The 18,534-nt window shown below is 54.5% G+C and carries 16 protein-coding genes and 4 pseudogenes; all 20 read left to right on the top strand.

What is annotated here, in order from left to right; all coding sequences use genetic code 11:
* The first annotated feature begins 120 nt into the window (after positions 1-120).
* Complete coding sequence (locus BLQ24_RS00505) at positions 121-678, top strand: GNAT family N-acetyltransferase (protein WP_176755837.1); 558 nt, start codon at positions 121-123, stop codon at positions 676-678.
* Positions 679-818: 140 nt separating this feature from the next.
* On the top strand, positions 819-1,010 hold the full coding sequence (gene rpmB / locus BLQ24_RS00510) for a 50S ribosomal protein L28 (RefSeq protein WP_090161478.1): 192 nt from the start codon (positions 819-821) through the stop codon (positions 1,008-1,010).
* A 122-nt stretch (positions 1,011-1,132) separates the two neighbouring features.
* Positions 1,133-1,537, top strand: a complete 405-nt coding sequence (locus BLQ24_RS00515; RefSeq protein WP_090161481.1) for an Asp23/Gls24 family envelope stress response protein — start codon at positions 1,133-1,135, stop codon at positions 1,535-1,537.
* A complete protein-coding gene (recG, locus tag BLQ24_RS00520) occupies positions 1,521-3,566 on the top strand; it encodes an ATP-dependent DNA helicase RecG (RefSeq protein WP_090161485.1) in 2,046 nt (681 codons plus the stop codon). Before BLQ24_RS00515 ends, recG begins: the two co-directional genes overlap by 17 nt.
* Before the next feature lie 73 nt (positions 3,567-3,639).
* A complete protein-coding gene (gene rsmD, locus BLQ24_RS00525; RefSeq protein WP_090161488.1) occupies positions 3,640-4,221 on the top strand; it encodes a 16S rRNA (guanine(966)-N(2))-methyltransferase RsmD in 582 nt (193 codons plus the stop codon).
* Complete coding sequence (gene coaD, locus BLQ24_RS00530; RefSeq protein ID WP_090161491.1) at positions 4,190-4,702, top strand: pantetheine-phosphate adenylyltransferase; 513 nt, start codon at positions 4,190-4,192, stop codon at positions 4,700-4,702. Before rsmD ends, coaD begins: the two co-directional genes overlap by 32 nt.
* 68 nt (positions 4,703-4,770) lie before the next feature.
* Positions 4,771-5,343 carry an ATP synthase subunit B family protein gene (locus BLQ24_RS00535; protein WP_090161494.1) on the top strand — a complete coding sequence of 191 codons (573 nt, stop codon included), beginning with the start codon at positions 4,771-4,773 and terminating at the stop codon, positions 5,341-5,343.
* Entirely contained in the window at positions 5,340-6,473 is a 1,134-nt protein-coding gene (locus BLQ24_RS00540; RefSeq protein ID WP_090161497.1) for a tRNA(Met) cytidine acetate ligase, read from the top strand. Before BLQ24_RS00535 ends, BLQ24_RS00540 begins: the two co-directional genes overlap by 4 nt.
* Before the next feature lie 102 nt (positions 6,474-6,575).
* A complete protein-coding gene (rpmF, locus tag BLQ24_RS00545; RefSeq protein WP_090161500.1) occupies positions 6,576-6,764 on the top strand; it encodes a 50S ribosomal protein L32 in 189 nt (62 codons plus the stop codon).
* A gap of 181 nt (positions 6,765-6,945) precedes the next feature.
* Complete coding sequence (asd, locus tag BLQ24_RS00550) at positions 6,946-8,040, top strand: aspartate-semialdehyde dehydrogenase (RefSeq protein ID WP_090161503.1); 1,095 nt, start codon at positions 6,946-6,948, stop codon at positions 8,038-8,040.
* A 275-nt stretch (positions 8,041-8,315) separates the two neighbouring features.
* Positions 8,316-8,783, top strand: a pseudogene (locus BLQ24_RS10455) (DNA translocase FtsK 4TM domain-containing protein); the annotation flags it as partial.
* Between the two features lie 1,014 nt (positions 8,784-9,797).
* Positions 9,798-11,243, top strand: a pseudogene (locus tag BLQ24_RS10460) (DNA translocase FtsK); the annotation flags it as partial.
* Positions 11,244-11,294: 51 nt separating this feature from the next.
* Positions 11,295-12,620 (top strand): 30S ribosomal protein S12 methylthiotransferase RimO, encoded by a 1,326-nt coding sequence (rimO, locus tag BLQ24_RS00560; RefSeq protein WP_090161507.1) that lies wholly within the window; start codon positions 11,295-11,297, stop codon positions 12,618-12,620.
* 3 nt (positions 12,621-12,623) lie between these two features.
* The gene (pgsA, locus tag BLQ24_RS00565; RefSeq protein ID WP_090161509.1) at positions 12,624-13,172 is read left to right on the top strand and encodes a CDP-diacylglycerol--glycerol-3-phosphate 3-phosphatidyltransferase; all 549 of its coding nucleotides are present in this window, start codon (positions 12,624-12,626) and stop codon (positions 13,170-13,172) included.
* A 95-nt stretch (positions 13,173-13,267) separates the two neighbouring features.
* On the top strand, positions 13,268-14,560 hold the full coding sequence (locus BLQ24_RS00570; protein ID WP_090161512.1) for a competence/damage-inducible protein A: 1,293 nt from the start codon (positions 13,268-13,270) through the stop codon (positions 14,558-14,560).
* Between the two features lie 153 nt (positions 14,561-14,713).
* Positions 14,714-15,850, top strand: a complete 1,137-nt coding sequence (gene recA, locus BLQ24_RS00575; RefSeq protein ID WP_090161712.1) for a recombinase RecA — start codon at positions 14,714-14,716, stop codon at positions 15,848-15,850.
* A gap of 156 nt (positions 15,851-16,006) precedes the next feature.
* Positions 16,007-16,309 (top strand): annotated as a pseudogene (gene rplU / locus BLQ24_RS00580) (50S ribosomal protein L21); the annotation flags it as partial.
* 194 nt (positions 16,310-16,503) lie between these two features.
* Complete coding sequence (gene rpmA, locus BLQ24_RS00585; RefSeq protein ID WP_090161517.1) at positions 16,504-16,764, top strand: 50S ribosomal protein L27; 261 nt, start codon at positions 16,504-16,506, stop codon at positions 16,762-16,764.
* A 63-nt stretch (positions 16,765-16,827) separates the two neighbouring features.
* Entirely contained in the window at positions 16,828-18,132 is a 1,305-nt protein-coding gene (gene obgE, locus BLQ24_RS00590; RefSeq protein ID WP_090161520.1) for a GTPase ObgE, read from the top strand.
* Between the two features lie 26 nt (positions 18,133-18,158).
* Positions 18,159-18,488, top strand: a pseudogene (locus BLQ24_RS10260) (HD domain-containing protein); the annotation flags it as partial.
* Positions 18,489-18,534: the final 46 nt, after the last annotated feature.

Here is an 18,534-nt window from a genome sequence, read left to right on the forward strand (position 1 = left end):
GGTGCTATATTTATATAAATTAGAATATTTTATTATATTTGTTTTTATTCGTTTTTATTTATAATGATCCCGGTCCGTTGGGGAATCACAGGCGGGCCGGATGCAGAAACAGGTGAGAGCATGGGCGGAACGAAAATAATTGAATCGAAGAATCTGATTCTCCGTGGGACAACTTTCGAGGACTGCGACTATTTCGCGAAATGGGAACAGGACGAGACGGTCACGGAAAACTTCATTTATTACAGGGATCACAGTTACAAGGAAATTGTTACAGATTTCGTTATGAATAACAGCAGCGAGAGTGTACTGCAGTTCACGATTGTCAGTAAGGAGACGGACCGGCCGGTGGGCAGAATGGTTCTGACGAACATCGACCGCCGGACGGATTCTCTGGATTGTCACATGATCTATATTGCGGACCGGCACCTCCGGGGCATAGGTCTGGGAGAAGAGGCGATGCGGGCGATCCTGCAGTACGCCTTCATTAATCTCCATATGGAACGGATTACGTTCTATCATCTGAAGCAGGACATGCCGTCGGCACAGATGTGTCTGAAACTGGGCTGCAAGGATGAAGGGGTGCGCCGCCATGCCGGGAAGCAGAAGGGAAAGTATCTGGACCTCTATGTTATGTCCCTGCTCCGGGCGGAGTATTACGAGAAAATTCACGAGAAATAGGCCTTCGGAAATATTTCCCGGAGAATCGTGAAAAAAACTTGGACACCCGCCGTTCTATGTGCTATACTGTCATGCGTGTGATGAGTATATTGCGCCGGAGTGATCCGGTGCTTACTATAGGAAGACAGGAGGTGCGGGAGATGTCCAGAAAGTGTGAAGTTTGCGGAAAGGGTCAGGTTTCCGGAAATAAGGTATCCCATTCTAATAGACATTCTAGAAGAAAGTGGAATGCCAACATCCAGACGATCAGAATCAATGATAACGGTACGATCAGAAGAGCCAATGTGTGCACGAAGTGCATGAGAGCCGGCAAGGTCAACCGTGCCATCTAGTTTCGTAAGATCACGGACTGTCATATCGGGGGAGACGCCGATATGACAGTTTTTCTTTTTGTGCAGATTCATGTATAATCGGGAAAGAAAACGGAACGGTTCGAGGTGATAACGTGATATTAATGAAAGAAACAGATCTCGGCATGATCGCAATTTCGAAGAATGTATTCGCAGAAATCGTGGAGGCGGCGCTGAATCAGCCGGGATGTGCAGGCGTCATCTGGCCCACAGCCCGGGGCGGTAATCTGCTGGACCGGGTTCTTCATTTCACGGACCCGGAAGTCATGAAAAGCATCCGGGTCTATTCGGAAGAGGGGACAGTGAAGATTGAGTTCAGTGTGATCATGAAATTTGGCGCCAGTATCCGGGCGGTGACCCGGAAGGTGTCCGACTATATCTGTGAGCGGGTGCGGGAATTCCTGCCGGAGGAACCGATTCAGATCACAGTGGATATTGCAGGGGTCAGGTCGAAACAGGTGGCCCGGCGGAATACAAAGACGGTGTACCGGTATGAATCTGACCGATAGCATCACCGTCCTGAAGGGCGTCGGCCCGAAGAAGGCCGCTGTACTGGAAAATGCCGGGATTCGGGATGTCCATGACCTGGTCCACTATTTCCCCCGGAAATATGAGGACCGGCGGCTGGAAACGCAAATTCGGGATGCGGAACCGGAAACGGACTGCCTGGTGGTCGGAATCGTTCGTTCCAGACGGTATCACGGTTCCCGTTTCTCCCGGAAAGCCCCTCTTTCCATTCTTGTGGAGGACAGCACCGGAACCATGGAAATGCTGTTCTTCAACGGGCGGTATCTGGAGAACCTGTTTCAGCCCGGGGCCAGATATTCTTTTTATGGCCGGGTGACCAGGAACCGGGACCGCCTGCAGATGATCCATCCGGAGTTTCACCGGCAGGGAGATCCCAGGGATATCCGCGGCATTCTTCCTGTATACAGCCTCACCGCAGGGCTGTCTCAGAAGGAAATCCGGAAATTGACCCGGCAGGCCCTGGATGCCCTGGAGGATGTGCCGGAATGGCTGCCTGCGCCGCTCCGGCAGCGGTATCATCTGGCGGATGCCCGGTTCGCACTTATGAATATGCACTTTCCGGAAAACACGAAGTACCTGCAGATGGCCCGCTACCGGGTGGTGTTCGATGAACTATTCACGCTGGAGACCGGCATGCATTACCTCCGGGACGGCGTCCTTCCCCGGGAGAACGGCATCGTCATTGATCCGGCCCCGGGGGCGGAATTCATCCGGGGGCTTTCGTTCCGGTTGACGGAAGGGCAGAGAGAAGCCTGGCAGGCGATCGGAGAAGATCTGTCCCTGGACCGGCCGATGAACCGGCTGATTCAGGGGGACGTGGGATCCGGGAAGACCGTTGTGGCGGAGACCGCCATGTTCGCCGCCGTGAAAGCGGGATACCAGGCGGTCATGATGGCTCCTACCGAGATCCTGGCCCGGCAGCACGCAGACTCTGTGGGGGAAGACTTCGCCCGGTACGGAATTCGGGTGGGGCTTCTGACCGGAAGCCTGAAGGCGGGGCAGAAGGCTGCGGTGCTGGAAAAGCTCGCTTCCGGGGAAATCGATGTCCTGATCGGCACGCACGCCGTTCTGGAACCGGGGGTCAGGTTCCGTGATCTGGGGCTGGTGGTTACGGACGAACAACACCGCTTCGGTGTCAGCCAGCGCCAGCTGCTTTCGGAGAAGGGAAAGCATCCGAATGTGATGATCATGACCGCAACGCCGATTCCAAGGACGCTGGCAGTGATTCTGTTCGGGAATCTGGACGTTTCTTCGATCCGCACGATGCCGGAAGGGCGGAAGAAGATTGATACGTATGTGATCCGTTCGGAGGGAAAACGACAGAAAATGTATGACTTCGTAGGGGAACGGCTGGCGGAGGGCCGGCAGGCCTATGTGGTGGCACCCCTGATCGAAGAATCGGATACTGTTGAAGCCAAGTCGGCGGAGGAACTCTACCGGGAACTGAGCGACCGTTTTCCGGACTTCCGGGTGGGACTGCTGCACGGCGCCATGAAATCGGAAGAAAAGAACCGCATTATGGAGGATTTCGCAGAAGGGAGAATCCGGCTTCTGGTTTCCACCGTCGTCATCGAAGTGGGAATCAATGTGCGGAATGCCACGGTTATGGTGCTGGAGAACTGCGAAAGGTTCGGACTGGCCCAGATGCATCAGCTCCGGGGACGGGTCGGAAGAGGCAGCCTCAAGTCCTACTGCTTTCTGGTTCTGCGGGGAGAGAGTGAAATTGCGCTGGAACGGGCGAAGATCATGAAAGAATCCTCTGACGGATTCCGGATTGCGGAGGAGGACCTGCGCCTCAGAGGGCCAGGAGAATTATTCGGCACCCGGCAGCATGGCCTGCCGGAACGGATGATCAGTGATCTGGTGCGTCACCGGGATGTGCTGGAGAAGGCGGGCAGGGCAGCGGAAGAAATCCTGGAAGAAGATCCTTCCCTGACGCTTCCGGAACATGAGGAACTTTGGATCCGGGTGCGGAAGATGTTCCACGGACTGGAACGGCTGGAAATGTAGCTGTGAAGAGGAAACTGTCCCGACGGGATGAACAGAGGCGGGACGAACAGAATAGAAACGAGGAGATATATTAATGAGAGTAATTACGGGAGAATACCGGGGGCGGAAACTGGAGACGCCGGAAAACTACGATGTCAGACCGACCTCGGACAAGGTGAAAGAAGCGGTTTTCAATCTGCTGATGAATGACACCTACGATGCGGTGTTCTGTGACCTGTTTGCGGGAACCGGAAGCCTGGGCATCGAGGCGCTGTCCAGAGGGGCCAGGCTCTGTTATTTCGGAGATAATTCCCGGGACAGCATCCGCATGATTCACCATAACCTGGCCCACGTGGGTGCAGAGGAGAAGGCTGTTGTGATTCCGGGGGATTACAAGAAGGTGCTGAATCGCCTGAATGAGAAAATCGATGTGTTTCTCATCGATCCGCCGTACCGGGCAGGGCTGTACGAAAACTGTCTGGAACAGATTGACACGCTTGATTTACTGGCCCCAGACGGTATAATATTAACGGAGCATGATTCCAGAACACCGATGCCGGAAACTGTCGGCGGATTCGTTCTGGACCGTGTCCGGAAGTACGGGAAAACCAGTGTTTCAATTTACAGACGGAAAGCGGAGGAGAATGTTGAAGGGGGAGCAGGAGCAGAAAAATAGCCGCAGGGCATTGTTCACCGGATCCTTCGACCCGATTACGAACGGACATCTGGATCTCATCCGCCGCGCTGCGCCGATGTTCGACGAACTGGTGGTGGGCGTGATTGTCAATCCGCAGAAAAACAGCCTTTTCACCACTGAAGAGCGGGAGGAGCTGATCCGCCTTGTGACGGCGGATATTCCGCATGTTCAGGTGGACCGGTTCAGCGGTCTTCTGGCGGATTATGTGAATGAACAGGGCTTCTGTGCAGTGATCCGCGGACTCCGGAATTCTACTGATTTCAACTATGAAATCAGTATGGATCATATGAATGCCCGTCTGTTTGACCGGGCGGAAACGGTCTATCTCATGACGGACCCCGCCTACGGGTTCCTGAGTTCCACCATGGCGAAGGAAGTGATCTCTCTGGGCGGAAACGGAGAAGGTCTGGTGCCGGATGCAGTACTCCGGGCGATGAAAGCGAAATTCCATCAGAATTGATTAACAGTCTGCTCGCTTGTCCCGCTGGACTTGATGAGCATGAAGAGATATACCAGTGGGAGGTAAGCATGACCGTATTGGATTTATTGGATGAACTGGAAGATATCATGGACACCGCTTCGAATGTTCCGTTAACCGGGAAGGTTATGGTGGACAAGGAAGAGGTGATGGAGCTGGTCAATGATATCCGCCGCAGTCTTCCGGACGACATGAAGCAGGCGAAATGGCTGAAGGACGAGCAGAACCGCATTCTGGACGATGCGAAATCGGAATATAAGAAACTGATTGTAGAAGCGAAGAAGCAGGCTGATTTCCTGGTGGATGACAACGACATCACACTGAAGGCGAAGAAGCGGGCGGAACGCATCACCCAGGAAGCGGAGGACTACTCCAGAGAACTGAAGATGCGTACGTATGACTATCTGGACCGTATGCTCTACGATATGCAGGGTAAGATGGATCAGCTGAATAATACATACTTCGTCGAAATGTATAACAGTCTGGAAAATACGTTCAACGGCATTGACAGTGTACTGGAGAAGAACCGGGATGAACTGAAGCAGATGGCATCCAGAACCCAGAACGGGGAAGAGTGGATGTATGACAGCAAGTCCCAGGACGGAGATGATGACAAGGAGTGAAAACAGCAGGAATCATAGCAGAGTTTAATCCCTTCCACGACGGACACCGGTATCTGATTCAGCGGGTCCGGGAAGAGGCGGGTGCGGACAGGGTGGTTGCGGTAATGAGCGGTGATTTCACCCAGCGTGGATATCCGGCAGCGGAAGACAAGTGGACCCGGGCAGAGAAAGCGGTTCGGAGCGGTGTGGATCTGGTGCTGGAACTGCCCGCCGTCTATGCCTGTGCCAGTGCACCGTATTTCGCCTCGGCCGGTGTGGGCATTCTGGAAGGAACGGGCATTGTGGACCTGCTTGCCTTCGGCAGTGAATCCGGTGAAGCGGAATGGTTCCGCTCCGCCGCTTCTTTTTTTCGGGAGCATCGTGAGCAGGTAAATGCCTTGACGGCGGAACTGACGAGGAAGGGAATGTCCTATCCATCCGCCCGGGAAAAGGCTGCCCGGGACCTTCACGCAGGATTCTCTCTGGAGGAACTGGCGGAACCGAACAACATCCTGGGGCTGGAATATGCTTCCTGCGCAAGGACGATGGAACTGTTCACCGTACGCCGCCGGGGGAGCGGACATCACGAAACCGGAACGATGCTGCGGGAGAAGATGCGCATGCGGCAGCCCGAACGATTCCGTCAGGCAGAAGCTGCGTATTTTCACCTGGCTGCGGCGAAGATCCTGGAGACGGAAGAATCGGTTCTGGAGAATGTCGCCTCGGCGGGAGGCGGTCTGGGACACCTTCTGAAGAAACGGATCAGAGACACCGGCAACGTGGATGAACTGATTGACTGTGTGAAATCGAAGGTGTATACCCGGACCAGAATCAGCCGGATGATTGCCCAGACGTTGCTGGGTGTCACGAAAGCGGATCTGGAGAGCGGGGTGCTGTATGCCAGAGTGCTGGCGGCGGGAGAAGCAGGTACCGCATTCCTGCGGCAGGCCGCAGAAGTGACCGGCATTCCGATTCTGACGAATATCAACCGGGAGGCTGACCGGTACCCGGCGATCCGGAGACTGCTCTCTGTGGATATTCTGGCTTCCGATCTGTACAATCTGATCTGGGGAAATGACCTGTACCGGTCTTCGGACTTTATAAAACATCCGTATATTGTGGCTCCGGACCGCCCGAGTAACAAAATATGAAAAAATAATGTTGACACGACTTCATCGGCAGTATATACTAAACACCGTTGACGAAAATTCTGTTTTTTAGAGATATGAGAAACAGTGGAAGGAGGTAAGACAATGGCAGTACCAAAGAGAAGAACATCGAAAGCTCACAGAGATTCCAGAAGAGCACCTAACATGAAGAAGGTGGCGCCGGGAATTTCTATTTGCCCGCAGTGTCATCAGCCGAAACTTCCGCATAGAGTATGCCCGAACTGCAACTACTACGATGGGAAGAATGTACTGAAGAACGAAGCAGAGGCATAACCACAGGCTTTGGAATTCTGACAGATGCAGCGAACGCATCTGTCTTTTTCTTTTTTGCAATAAATTGTATTTTTTATGGATATTTCCATTTTCTTTGAGACTATTGTTGATAATTTGTGCGTTGGATAGTAAAATGATAAACAAATTTGTTGATATAGTCTAAAAGGAGGATTTCCGAGATATGAAGAAACTTGACAGGAAGCTGAAGGTCGGCATTCTGGGCGGCACCGGCATGGTCGGCCAGAGATTCATCACACTGCTGGAGAATCATCCGTGGTTTGAGGTCACCACGATTGCTGCGTCCAGCCACAGCGCCGGAAAAACCTATGAAGAATCCATGGCCGGCAGATGGAAACTCCAGACGCCGATGCCGGAGGCGGTGAAGAAGATCGTGGTGCAGGATGTCTCCGACGTGGAAAACGTTGCGAAGGACGTGGACTTCGTATTCAGCGCTGTCAATATGTCCAAGGATGAGATCCGGGCCATTGAGGAAGAGTACGCGAAGACCGAGACGCCGGTGGTCTCCAACAACAGCGCTCATCGCTGGACGAAGGATGTGCCGATGGTTGTACCGGAGATCAACGATGATCACTACGCTGTGATCCCGGCCCAGAAGAAGCGTCTCGGCACAGAGAAGGGATTCATTGCTGTGAAGCCGAACTGCTCCATTCAGTGCTACGTTCCGGCTCTGTATGCCTGGAAGGAATTCGAACCGACGAAGGTTGTGGTCTCCACATATCAGGCGATTTCCGGTGCCGGAAAGAATTTTCAGGACTGGCCGGAGATGGTGGGCAACATCATTCCATATATCGGCGGCGAGGAAGAGAAGAGTGAGAAGGAACCGCTGAAGATTTTCGGCCATGTGGAGAACGGTGAGATTGTCAATGCAGAGGGTCCGCTGATCACCAGCCAGTGCATCCGTGTGCCGGTGCTGGAAGGTCATACGGCCACTATTTTCGTTGACTTTGCGAAGAAACCGACGAAAGAGGAACTGATTGACAGACTGGTGAACTTCCGGGGATTCCCGCAGGAGGCGGATCTGCCGAGTGCTCCGAAGCAGTTTATTCAGTATCTCACAGAGGATGACAGACCGCAGGTTACCCAGGATGTCTACTATGAGAATGGATTCGGCGTCTCCTTCGGCCGTCTGAGAGAAGACACGATCTTTGACTGGAAGCTGGTGGGTCTGGCGCATAACACTGTCAGAGGCGCAGCCGGCGGTGCGGTTCTGTCCGCAGAAGCACTGGTGGAGAAGGGATACATTACCTGCAAGTAGCCTGACCACGAAACGGTTGAAATATCAGCCGGAACTGCATATAATAAGCAGAGTGCATCCTGCCCGGGGCGAGGGTTCCGGGCAAGAGTACTCTGCTGTTTTTTTGGAGGAAAAGATTGGCTAAGAAGAAGGAAACGAAAGAACTAGATACGAAGAAGCAGGCCGGGAAGAAGCAGTCGGAAGGCCGGAAGAAGACGAAGGCCGAATCCCCCCGGGAGACGGAGAAGAAAGAAGAAATCCGGGCTATGCAGGAGAAGCGGCAGGCATCGAAACGGATGAAAGACATCATCTGGGGTCTGGTTTGTATTGCTGTGGGCGCCTTCATCTTTGCCAGTGTGCAGTTTCATGCGGCAGGGGTATACGGGAACGAGCTGGGGGTCATTCTGAAGGGGATCTTCGGAGCCGTGGGTCTGTTCTTCCCCTGGTACCTGATTCTTCTGGGGATTCTGTTTGTGACCCGGATGTCGAATCATGTGTCGAAGCGGACTTTCGCGGTTTCGATCGCTCTTCTGCTTCTTCTTTGTCTCATGAATTCCGGCCGTTTCCTGGCGGATGCGGATCTGGCCTACGACCTGCGGCAGTTCTATACTGGTGGAACGAAGCTGGAGAACGGCGGTCTGTTCGGCATGACTCTGGGTACATTCCTGGTGAATATCATCGGGAAAGCCGGACTTTATATTTTCGGAATACTGATGATCGCCATTTCACTGCTTTTGCTGCTGAACACGAAGCTGTCCCAGTTTCTGGTGAAGGTGGGAAACCGCAGGGAAGAGAAGCGCATCATGAAGGAGCTCCGGGAGCAGATGGCCCGGGAGGAAGAGGCGAAGCGCCGGGCAGAGGCAGCCCGGATCCGGGCCGGGGAGTTCGACCGGAGTATGGGAATTACCCGGAAGGGGGAGAATGACCCGGAAGGGAAACAGGCCGGAAGGAACAAGCCGCCGAAGAGCGGGAAGAAATCTTCTGCGGACACTATGCCGCTGGAGGAGTTCGATTATAACGACAATATCCGGATTGTGATCCCGGAGACGCCGGCGCCGGTGGCGGATCCGGTGGACCGTATGCCCCATGACGGGAACATCAATACTTTTTTGAAGAGTAAGGATGGACAAAGTCTGTACGGCGTCGGCGGTCAGAAAAGCAACGTGCTTGATTTCCTGACGGACAATGACCCGTTTGCAGAATCTGTACCCGCTGCGGATGGCCGGGATCTGGACGGTGCAGGCTCTTCTGCTGCTTCCGGGTACGGCCTGGATGGAGAAGGTCCGTCCACTTCGTCTGCGGGGTACGGCCTGGATGGGGCGGGCCCGTCTGCTCCGGCCGGGGGCTTCGGTCTGGATGGAGAAGGTCCCTCTTCTCCGTCCCAGGGTTACGGCCTGGATAATCCGACTTCGGCGGAGCCGGTTTCCCTTTCTGCTGAACCGGATCTTCCGGCGGATTCCCGGACCTCATCCACCGCATCTGAGCCGGAACACCGGGATCTGTTCGGACTGTCAGGGGACACCACAGAGGACGAGGTCCTGGATTTTCGTGATTTCCCGGACGACCGGGACGGACGGCTTCAGAAGACCCGGGAGGATGCGGTGCGAAGCGGTGCCGGACAGGAGAATCCGGAGCCGGAAGACGGGGGAAGCGGAAGAGTTGCGGTATCCACCTATGAAGGGAGCCGGAAGAAATCGGTTCTGGATGCGGGGACTGCGGCAGCCACGGCCGGTGCGGCAGCTGCCGGCCTGAAGAAAGTGCTGACCGGCAGAGAGACCTACCGGAAACCGCCAGTCAACCTGCTGGATCCTCCGGATCAGGTGGATAATTCCGGTCTGAGCGAGGAGCTGCATGAGAAAGCGGTGACACTGGAACATACTCTCCAGAGCTTCAACGTGGACGCCCGGGTTATTCAGGTGACCCAGGGTCCGGCGGTCACCCGCTATGAGATTCAGCCGAACACGGGTGTGAAGGTGAGTAAGATCGTCAGCCTGTCCAATGATATTGCCCTGAATCTCCGGGCGAAGAGTATCCGTATCGAAGCGCCGATTCCGGGAAAGGCCGCGGTCGGCATCGAAGTGCAGAATGACAAGACGAATATGGTCCGGATCCGGGAAGTCATCGATTCTCCGGAGTTCCGGGATGAAAAATCGAAGATTGCTTTCGCAGTAGGAAAGGACATTTCCGGGAATAATATTGTTGCTGACCTGAAAGGGATGCCCCATCTTCTGATTGCCGGTTCCACAGGATCCGGAAAGTCTGTGTGCATCAACAGCATCATTGCCAGTATCCTGTACCGGGCGGACCCGGACGAGGTGAAACTGGTGCTGATTGATCCGAAAGTGGTGGAACTGGGACACTATAACGGCATTCCGCACCTGCTGATTCCGGTGGTGACAGATCCGGCGAAAGCTGCGGCGGCGCTGAACTGGGCCGTGGCAGAGATGACGAACCGGTATAAGTCCTTTGCGGACGAGAATGTGCGGGATCTGAAATCCTTCAACAAGAAAATGAAGAAAGAGAAACGGGATGACGAGATCATGTCCCAGGTGGTGATCATCATTGACGAGCTGGCAGATCTGATGATGGCTGCACCGAGCCAGGTGGAGGAATCCATCGCCCGCCTCGCGCAGATGGCCCGGGCTGCCGGTATGCATCTGATCGTCGCCACCCAGCGTCCGTCGGTGGATGTCATCACCGGTCTGATCAAGGCCAATATCCCGTCCAGAATTGCCTTCGCCGTTTCCTCTCAGATTGATTCCCGGACGATTCTGGATATGGGCGGCGCCGAGAAGCTGGTGGGAAAGGGTGATATGCTCTTCAATCCGCTGGGAAGAGGCAAGCCGCTTCGTGTGCAGGGCACCTTCATTTCTGACGAGGAAGTGAACCGGATTATCGAATTCGTGAAAGACCAGAATCTCAAGACGGGGTATAATGATGAAGTGATGGACACGATCGAGAACGGTCCGGCCGGAGGCGGTCTGGGAGAAGACGAGGACGAACTGCTGCCGGAAGCAATCGAATGTGTGGTGCAGGCGGGGAAGGCGTCTACTTCCATGCTGCAGCGCCGCTTCCGCATCGGCTATAACCATGCGGCAAGCATCATGGATATGATGGAAGAACGGGGGGTCATCGGTCCCCAGGACGGGAGCCGCCCGCGGAAGGTTCTCCTGACAGAGGATGAACTGGAGAGAATGAAGGAGGAAACCGGCAGCCTGTCATGAAGGAACAGCGGATGCCGGACAGAATAGAAACAGAGAGGTGGACGAATACGTATGAAAGTATATTTCGACACGCTGGGGTGTGCGAAGAATTTCGGTGATTCCGAAATGGCTATGGGGATGCTGGAACGGCACGGTCACGAGGTCGTAACGGATCCGGCGGAGGCGGACGCCATTGTGGTGAACACCTGCGGATTTATTGACGATGCGAAGAAGGAATCCATCAGCGAGATATTCGATATGGCCCGGTTCCGTGAGGCGGGAAAGAAACTGATTGTATCCGGCTGCATGGTGCAGCGGTATGCGGCGGAACTATTTGAGGAAATTCCGGAAGCGGACGGATTTCTGGGTGTGAACGATTATGAAAAACTGCCGGGGCTGCTGGATGAACTGGAAGAGACCGGGGAACGGTTCCGCTCCGTGGGAGAATATGATCGAAAGGCTTTCGAAGAGGAGGAAGAGAACCGGAAACTGCCGGAGAATCCGTACACAGCGTATCTGAGAATTGCGGAAGGCTGTGACAACCGGTGTGCCTACTGCATCATTCCGCACATCCGGGGAAATTACCGCAGCAGGTCGAAGGCGAGCATCCTCAGGGAGGCGAACCGCCTGGCACAGGCTGGAACGAAAGAACTGATCCTGATCGCACAGGACACCAGTTATTACGGGAAGGACATCGAAGGCCGCCCGATGCTGGCCGGACTCCTGAAGGAGCTTTGCCGGATCGACGGCATCGAATGGATCCGCATCATGTACGCCTACGAGGATAACATCACGGACGAGCTGATCCGGGTCATGGCCGAAGAACCGAAAATCTGTCATTACATCGACATTCCTCTGCAGCACGCCAGTGACCGGGTGCTCCGGGACATGAACCGCCATTCCTCCCGGGCATCCATCGACGAAACGATCCGGAAACTGCGGACGGCGATGCCGGACATTACAATCCGGACGACCCTGATTGTGGGTTTCCCGGGAGAGACAGAGGAAGACTTCGCTGAGCTGCAGCAGTTTGTTGCACAGCAGCGGTTCGAACGGCTGGGCGCATTCACCTATTCCAGGGAAGAAGGTACACCGGCGGCGGAGCGGACGGATCAGATTCCGGAGGCGGTGAAGGAAGAACGTCTGGATGCCCTGATGGTGGAACAGATGCAGATTTCCCTGGAACACAATCAGGCGCTCATCGGAAAGAAGCTGGAAGTCATGGTGGACCGTCTGGACGAGGACGGCGAATCCTATGTGGGCCGCACCCGGATGGATGCGCCGGAAATCGACAATTCCGTGATATTTTCGGCAGTACGCGATCATGAGCCGGGAGACATCGTCACCGTAGAGATTCTCGATGCCTTTGACTATGATCTGGAAGGCAGAGAGGTGTAAGGAATGAATCTACCGAATAAACTGACTATGGGGCGGATCATCGCAGTTCCGTTCTTCATTGTGTGCTACATTCTGGGATATTACATCCCTGCGCTGGTGCTGTTCTGCGCCGCATCCCTGACGGATATGCTGGACGGGAAAATCGCCCGGAAATACCATCTGGTGACTAATTTCGGGAAAATCATGGATCCGCTGGCGGATAAGATCCTGGTGTACTCTGCGTTCTGCCTGATGATCGGCGACCGGACCATCCCGGCGTGGATGCTCATCGTCATTCTCGCCAGAGAGTTCACCATCGCCGGTATGCGCACAGTGGCCGCTTCGGAAGGAACCGTCATTGCGGCAGCCATGAGCGGGAAGATCAAGACGGTTCTGCAGATGTTTGCCGTGATCATGCTCATGCTCTTCCACGGGGTGCCGGAGAAAAGCGGGCTGTACACTCCGGTACGCCTGATTGCCTATGCGCTGCTGTGGGCATCCATTATCATGACTGTCTACTCCGGTATTGAATATGTAGTGAAGAACATCCGGGTGTTCCGGGAATCAGAATAACAATTCTCTCGGGCAGAGCGGGACCGGTCCATGAAGACTGCGTCTGCTCTGCCTCTGCTGTTGTTTCTCGTTTGGAAGAAGGAGGAAAGTGATCAATGAAATGTGCCGTGATCAGTGTCGGAACAGAACTCCTGATGGGGCAGATCACCGATACGAATGCCGTATATATTTCCCGTCAGTTGAATATGCTGGGAATAGACGTACTTTACCGTTATACCGTGGGCGATAACGACGGCAGACTGCGGGAGATTCTGGGATTGGCTGCAGAGGACTGCGATCTGATCATCACCACCGGCGGTTTGGGACCCACAGAGGATGATATGACGAAGGAAACGGTCAGTGATTTCCTGGGAGAGAAGCTGGTGGAGGACGAGGAAGCGAAACACATCCTCATGGAGATTCAGCAGGCCCGGAAACACCGGTTCACAACGAATAATTACAAGCAGTATCTGCTGCCGGAACATGCGACGGTTTTCCAGACGGAAATCGGCACGGCGCCGGGATTTGCAGTGGAAAAGAACGGGACCACCGTCATCTGCCTGCCGGGGCCGCCGTATGAAATGACAGAGATGTTTCGCCGGTGCGTCTATCCGTACCTGGCGAAGCAGCAGGACAGTGTGATCTATTATAAGGTGCTGCGCATCTTCGGGAAGGGAGAGTCCCTGGTGGAGACAAAACTCATGGATCTGATCGATGCCCAGACGGATCCGACCATTGCCACATATGCAAAGATGGCCGAGTGCAGCGTTCGGGTGGCCTCCAAGCGGCGGACCCTGGAGGAAGCGAAGAACGCAGTGGAGGCGATGGTCCGGAGAGTCCGGGAACGGCTGGGGGACAATATTTACAGTGAGGAAGACGAAGATCTCGTACAGGTGGTGGGCCGTAAACTGATTGACCGGCACATCACGATTTCCTGTGCGGAGTCCTGCACCGGCGGCCTGTTTGCCGGAACTCTGACAGATGTGCCGGGCATCTCCGAAGTATTCGAGCGGGGGATTGTGACCTACACCTGCCGGGCAAAAATCGAAGAGCTGGGCGTTCGGGAAGATACGCTGGAGCGGGAGACCGCCGTCAGCCCGGAAGTGGCCCGGCAGATGGCCGAAGGTCTTCAGAAAAAAACCGGAAGCGATGTGTGCGTTTCAGTCACCGGGATTGCGGGTCCGGGGGGCGGAACGCCGGAGAAGCCGGTGGGGCTCATCTATATCGGGTGCCGGTATCAGGGGAAAACGCTGGTGAAGAAACTGCTGACGCCGAACTTCAGCCGGGAATGGAACCGGAAGTACGCCGTTCTCATGATGCTGGACACGGTCAACCGACTCATTGACGGAAGGCCGGTGATGCAGGAAAATTTCACGGATCCGGAGGGAAAAGATATTCAGCTGGAATAATTTGACAATTCACGGGGCCGGTGGTATGATAACCGGACAATGAATTTCCAGATGATGGAAGAAACGTGCGGCTCCTGTATCTCACGCCCCTCTTGACAAACATCCGGAAATCAGTAGAATAATAGAAGAACAAGCGTTCTTATGGAGGTAATTATGGCGAGAGCAACGAAGAATGGGAAGGACGGAAGGGAACAGGCTCTGGAAGCGGCCCTGGCACAGATACAGAAGCAGTTCGGTCAGGGAGCGATCATGAAGCTGAGTGATTCCGGTATGGATGTGGAGACGATCTCCACCGGATCCATCAGCCTGGATCTGGCTACCGGGGTGGGCGGCGTTCCCCGGGGAAGGATTGTGGAAGTATTCGGTCCGGAATCCTCCGGAAAGACCACTCTGGCGCTGCACATGGTTGCGGAGGCGCAGAAGGCCGGGGGGAAGGCTGCCTTCATCGATGCGGAGCATGCCCTGGACCCGGTCTATGCGAAGAATCTGGGCGTCCGGATTGAGGAGCTCCTGGTTTCCCAGCCGGATACGGGAGAGCAGGCGCTGGAAATCTGTGATATGCTGGCCAGCAGCGGTGCCATTGATATCATTGTCATCGACTCTGTCGCAGCGCTGGTACCGAAGGCAGAGATCCAGGGAGATATGGGAGACACTCACGTGGGTCTGCAGGCCAGACTCATGTCCCAGGCGCTTCGGAAACTGACCGGCACGGTGAATAAGACCAATACTTGTGTGGTCTTCATTAACCAGCTTCGTGAGAAAGTCGGGGTCATGTTCGGCAATCCGGAAGTCACCACCGGCGGCCGGGCTCTGAAGTTCTACTCCAGCATGCGGTTTGACGTACGGCGGATTGAGACCATCAAGCAGGGAGACAGAATGCTGGGGAACCGTACCCGGGTGAAGATTGTGAAGAACAAGGTTGCGCCGCCGTTCAAGCGTGCAGAGTTCGATATCATGTACGGAAAGGGGATTTCGAAATCCGGCGACGTACTGGACTGTGCGGTGGAAGCAGGAATTGTCAGCAAGGCCGGATCCTGGTTCAGTTATAACGGAGAACGGATCGGACAGGGACGGGAAAACGTGAAGCAGTATCTGGAAGATAATCCGGATCTGATGGAAGAATTGACGCAGAAACTGCGGGATGCCGTACGGGAGAAGAAGGAGGCCGAGATGCGGGAGGAAGACGAACGCATGCAGGCCCGTAAGGCGAAGCAGGCGGCCGGGAAGGAACCGGAGGCGCCGGTGGCGGAAGATCTGATGATCGATGAAGACGGCGTGATTATTGAATAGTTTTTTCTCGAAAATCATTTGACTAATATACCTCCCCATGCTATACTAACCGAGTTAGACCGCACGGGAAGGGCTCCGAAAGTGCGAAGCATCACCGGATTGTGATGACAGCGCTGCCCGAAAAGGCGAGACTGGTAAGAGGAGGTACTTACAACTATGTATGCAGTTATTGAAACTGGCGGAAAGCAGTACAGAGTTCAGGAAGGAGACGTTCTGAACGTCGAGAAGCTGAACGCAGAAGCCGGAGAGAAGATCGAATTCACGAAGGTCCTTGCACTGAGCGATGATAACGGCCTGACAGTAGGTAAGCCGTATATCGAGAATGCGAAGGTGGAGGCTGAGGTCGTTGCCAATGGCAAGGCACAGAAGGTTATCATCTTCAAGTATAAGAGCAAGAAGGACTACAGAAAGAAGCAGGGACACAGACAGCCGTTCACAACGGTTGAGATCAAGTCTCTCGGCGGAACAGAAGAGAAGAAGGCTGAGCCGGAGAAGAAGGTTTCCACATCCATGAAGAAGGATGAGCTGATTGCTTATGCAGAGGAGCACAGCATTGAAATCGATGAGAAGGCTACGAAGGCTGAGATCGTGGAAGCGATCGAGAAGGCTGAGAAGTAGTTTCCGATTGTCATTAGTAAGGAGGTAACAGGTCCATGGCAAGTAAAAAGGGAGTAGGAAGTTCCAAGAACGGTCGTGAGTCCGAGTCCAAACGTTTAGGCGTCAAGACTGGTGACGGTCAGTTCGTTACAGCAGGCAGCATCCTGGTCAGACAGAGAGGCACGAAGCTTCACCCGGGCAACAACGTTGGCATCGGTGGAGATGACACTCTGTTCGCCAAGATCGACGGTGCTGTTAAGTTCGAGAGAAAGGACAAGACCCGCAAGCAGGTCAGCGTCTACCCTCTGGAAGCTTAGGAAGCGTTTTCATGCCCCTACGGATCTCGTAGGGGTTTATTTTTTTATAGACGGAGGCATGTAATGAGTACGTTCGTTGACAGAGCGAATATCACGATCCAGTCCGGAAAGGGCGGAAACGGTGCCGTTTCCTTCCGCAGAGAACCTTTCGTACCGGACGGCGGCCCGGACGGCGGCGACGGAGGAAAGGGCGGAGATGTCATCATCCAGGCGGATCCGAATATGAGAACACTGATGGATTTCAAATATTCCAGCAAGTATAAGGCCGAAAACGGCCAGGACGGCATGCGGAAGAAATGTTTCGGAAAGAAGGGGAAGGACCTGATCATCAGCGTCCCGCCGGGAACCGTGGTGCTGGACACTGCTTCCGGCAAGGTGATGAAGGACCTGGTGGAAGCCGGAGATTCTTTCGTCGCTGCCCGGGGCGGGAAAGGCGGAAAGGGCAATGTCCACTATATGAACTCCGTCCGGCAGGCTCCGAATTTCGCAGAAGCCGGAACGGAAGGCATCCGCCGGGAGATTACGCTGGAACTGAAGGCGATCGCCGATGTGGGACTGGTCGGATTCCCGAATGTGGGGAAGTCCAGTCTGCTGGCCAATGCCACCCGTTCCAATCCGAAGATCGCCAACTATCATTTCACTACACTGCAGCCGAACCTCGGCGTGGTTCAGCTGTATGACACCAGCTTCGTCATGGCGGATATCGCCGGTATTATAGAAGGTGCCCATGAAGGACTGGGTCTGGGACTTCGTTTCCTGAAGCACATCGAACGGACGAAAGTTCTGATTCATGTGGTGGATGTGGCCGGCAGTGAGGGACGGGATCCGAAGGAGGATTTCGACAAGATTATGAAAGAGCTGGCCCTGTACGGCAGAAATGTGCAGAAGAAGCCGATGCTGGTGGCTGCCAACAAGGTGGACCTGATTGACGAGGACGGACCGGAATACCGGGTGTTCAAGGAATATGTGGAAGGAAAAGGCTACCGGGTCTTCCCGCTGTCAGCTCCCATCGGCTACGGGGTGAAAGAACTGATGGATGCTGCGCTTCTGACGCTGCAGGAGGTGGAGAAGAATCCGCCGGAAGAGGAAGAAGTGGAGTATTTCGACTTCGAACAGGATGAAGCCCAGGGACCGGAATACCGGGAAGTACATGTGTCCCGGGGAGAGGACGGCGCATTCGAGCTTTCCGGCGGTCAGCTGATGAAGATCTTTAATTCCACGAATTTCAATGATATGGGATCTCTCCGCTACCTGTACAAGTACATCGAAAACAGCGGTGCGGTGGAGAAAATGAAGGAAATGGGTCTGGAAGAGGAAGACATCATCCGGATCAATGATTTTGAATTCGAATTCTACGACGAATATTAATCCTTTTAGGAGCGAATATGACAGAGATGAAGAGACTCACCGAAGAAGAATGTTACAGGCTGTTCCGGGAGCAGAATACACCGGACCGAGTGATTCGGCACTGTCAGGAAGTCAGCCGTGTTGCTGCCGTCATTGCCGATGCACTGAACCGGAACGGAGTTGCCATGGATGTGGAATTGGTTCGTATCTCTGCCCTGATCCACGATGTGGCCAGAGTGCAGGATCACCATGAAATCGTTGGCGCAAGGCTGCTCAGAAGTCTGGGATATGAACGGGAAGCAGAAATTGTGGAAGCTCATATGACCCATATGCTGGCGCCGCTATCGGAAGCCACGGAAACAGACATTCTGTGTCTGGCGGACCGGACTGTGACGGAGAACCACTACACGGGAGTGGACGGTC

It is taken from the genome of Eubacterium pyruvativorans (assembly GCF_900102225.1).
GTDB classification, from domain to species: domain Bacteria; phylum Bacillota; class Clostridia; order Peptostreptococcales; family Anaerovoracaceae; genus Aminicella; species Aminicella pyruvativorans.

Coding starts and splice junctions, on each gene's coding strand:
- BLQ24_RS00505 (WP_176755837.1), top strand. CDS start 121: ATGGGCGGAACGAAAATAATTGAATCGAAGAATCTGATTCTCCGTGGG.
- rpmB (WP_090161478.1), top strand. CDS start 819: ATGTCCAGAAAGTGTGAAGTTTGCGGAAAGGGTCAGGTTTCCGGAAAT.
- BLQ24_RS00515 (WP_090161481.1), top strand. CDS start 1,133: ATGAAAGAAACAGATCTCGGCATGATCGCAATTTCGAAGAATGTATTC.
- recG (WP_090161485.1), top strand. CDS start 1,521: ATGAATCTGACCGATAGCATCACCGTCCTGAAGGGCGTCGGCCCGAAG.
- rsmD (WP_090161488.1), top strand. CDS start 3,640: ATGAGAGTAATTACGGGAGAATACCGGGGGCGGAAACTGGAGACGCCG.
- coaD (WP_090161491.1), top strand. CDS start 4,190: ATGTTGAAGGGGGAGCAGGAGCAGAAAAATAGCCGCAGGGCATTGTTC.
- BLQ24_RS00535 (WP_090161494.1), top strand. CDS start 4,771: ATGACCGTATTGGATTTATTGGATGAACTGGAAGATATCATGGACACC.
- rpmF (WP_090161500.1), top strand. CDS start 6,576: ATGGCAGTACCAAAGAGAAGAACATCGAAAGCTCACAGAGATTCCAGA.
- asd (WP_090161503.1), top strand. CDS start 6,946: ATGAAGAAACTTGACAGGAAGCTGAAGGTCGGCATTCTGGGCGGCACC.
- rimO (WP_090161507.1), top strand. CDS start 11,295: ATGAAAGTATATTTCGACACGCTGGGGTGTGCGAAGAATTTCGGTGAT.
- pgsA (WP_090161509.1), top strand. CDS start 12,624: ATGAATCTACCGAATAAACTGACTATGGGGCGGATCATCGCAGTTCCG.
- BLQ24_RS00570 (WP_090161512.1), top strand. CDS start 13,268: ATGAAATGTGCCGTGATCAGTGTCGGAACAGAACTCCTGATGGGGCAG.
- recA (WP_090161712.1), top strand. CDS start 14,714: ATGGCGAGAGCAACGAAGAATGGGAAGGACGGAAGGGAACAGGCTCTG.
- rpmA (WP_090161517.1), top strand. CDS start 16,504: ATGGCAAGTAAAAAGGGAGTAGGAAGTTCCAAGAACGGTCGTGAGTCC.
- obgE (WP_090161520.1), top strand. CDS start 16,828: ATGAGTACGTTCGTTGACAGAGCGAATATCACGATCCAGTCCGGAAAG.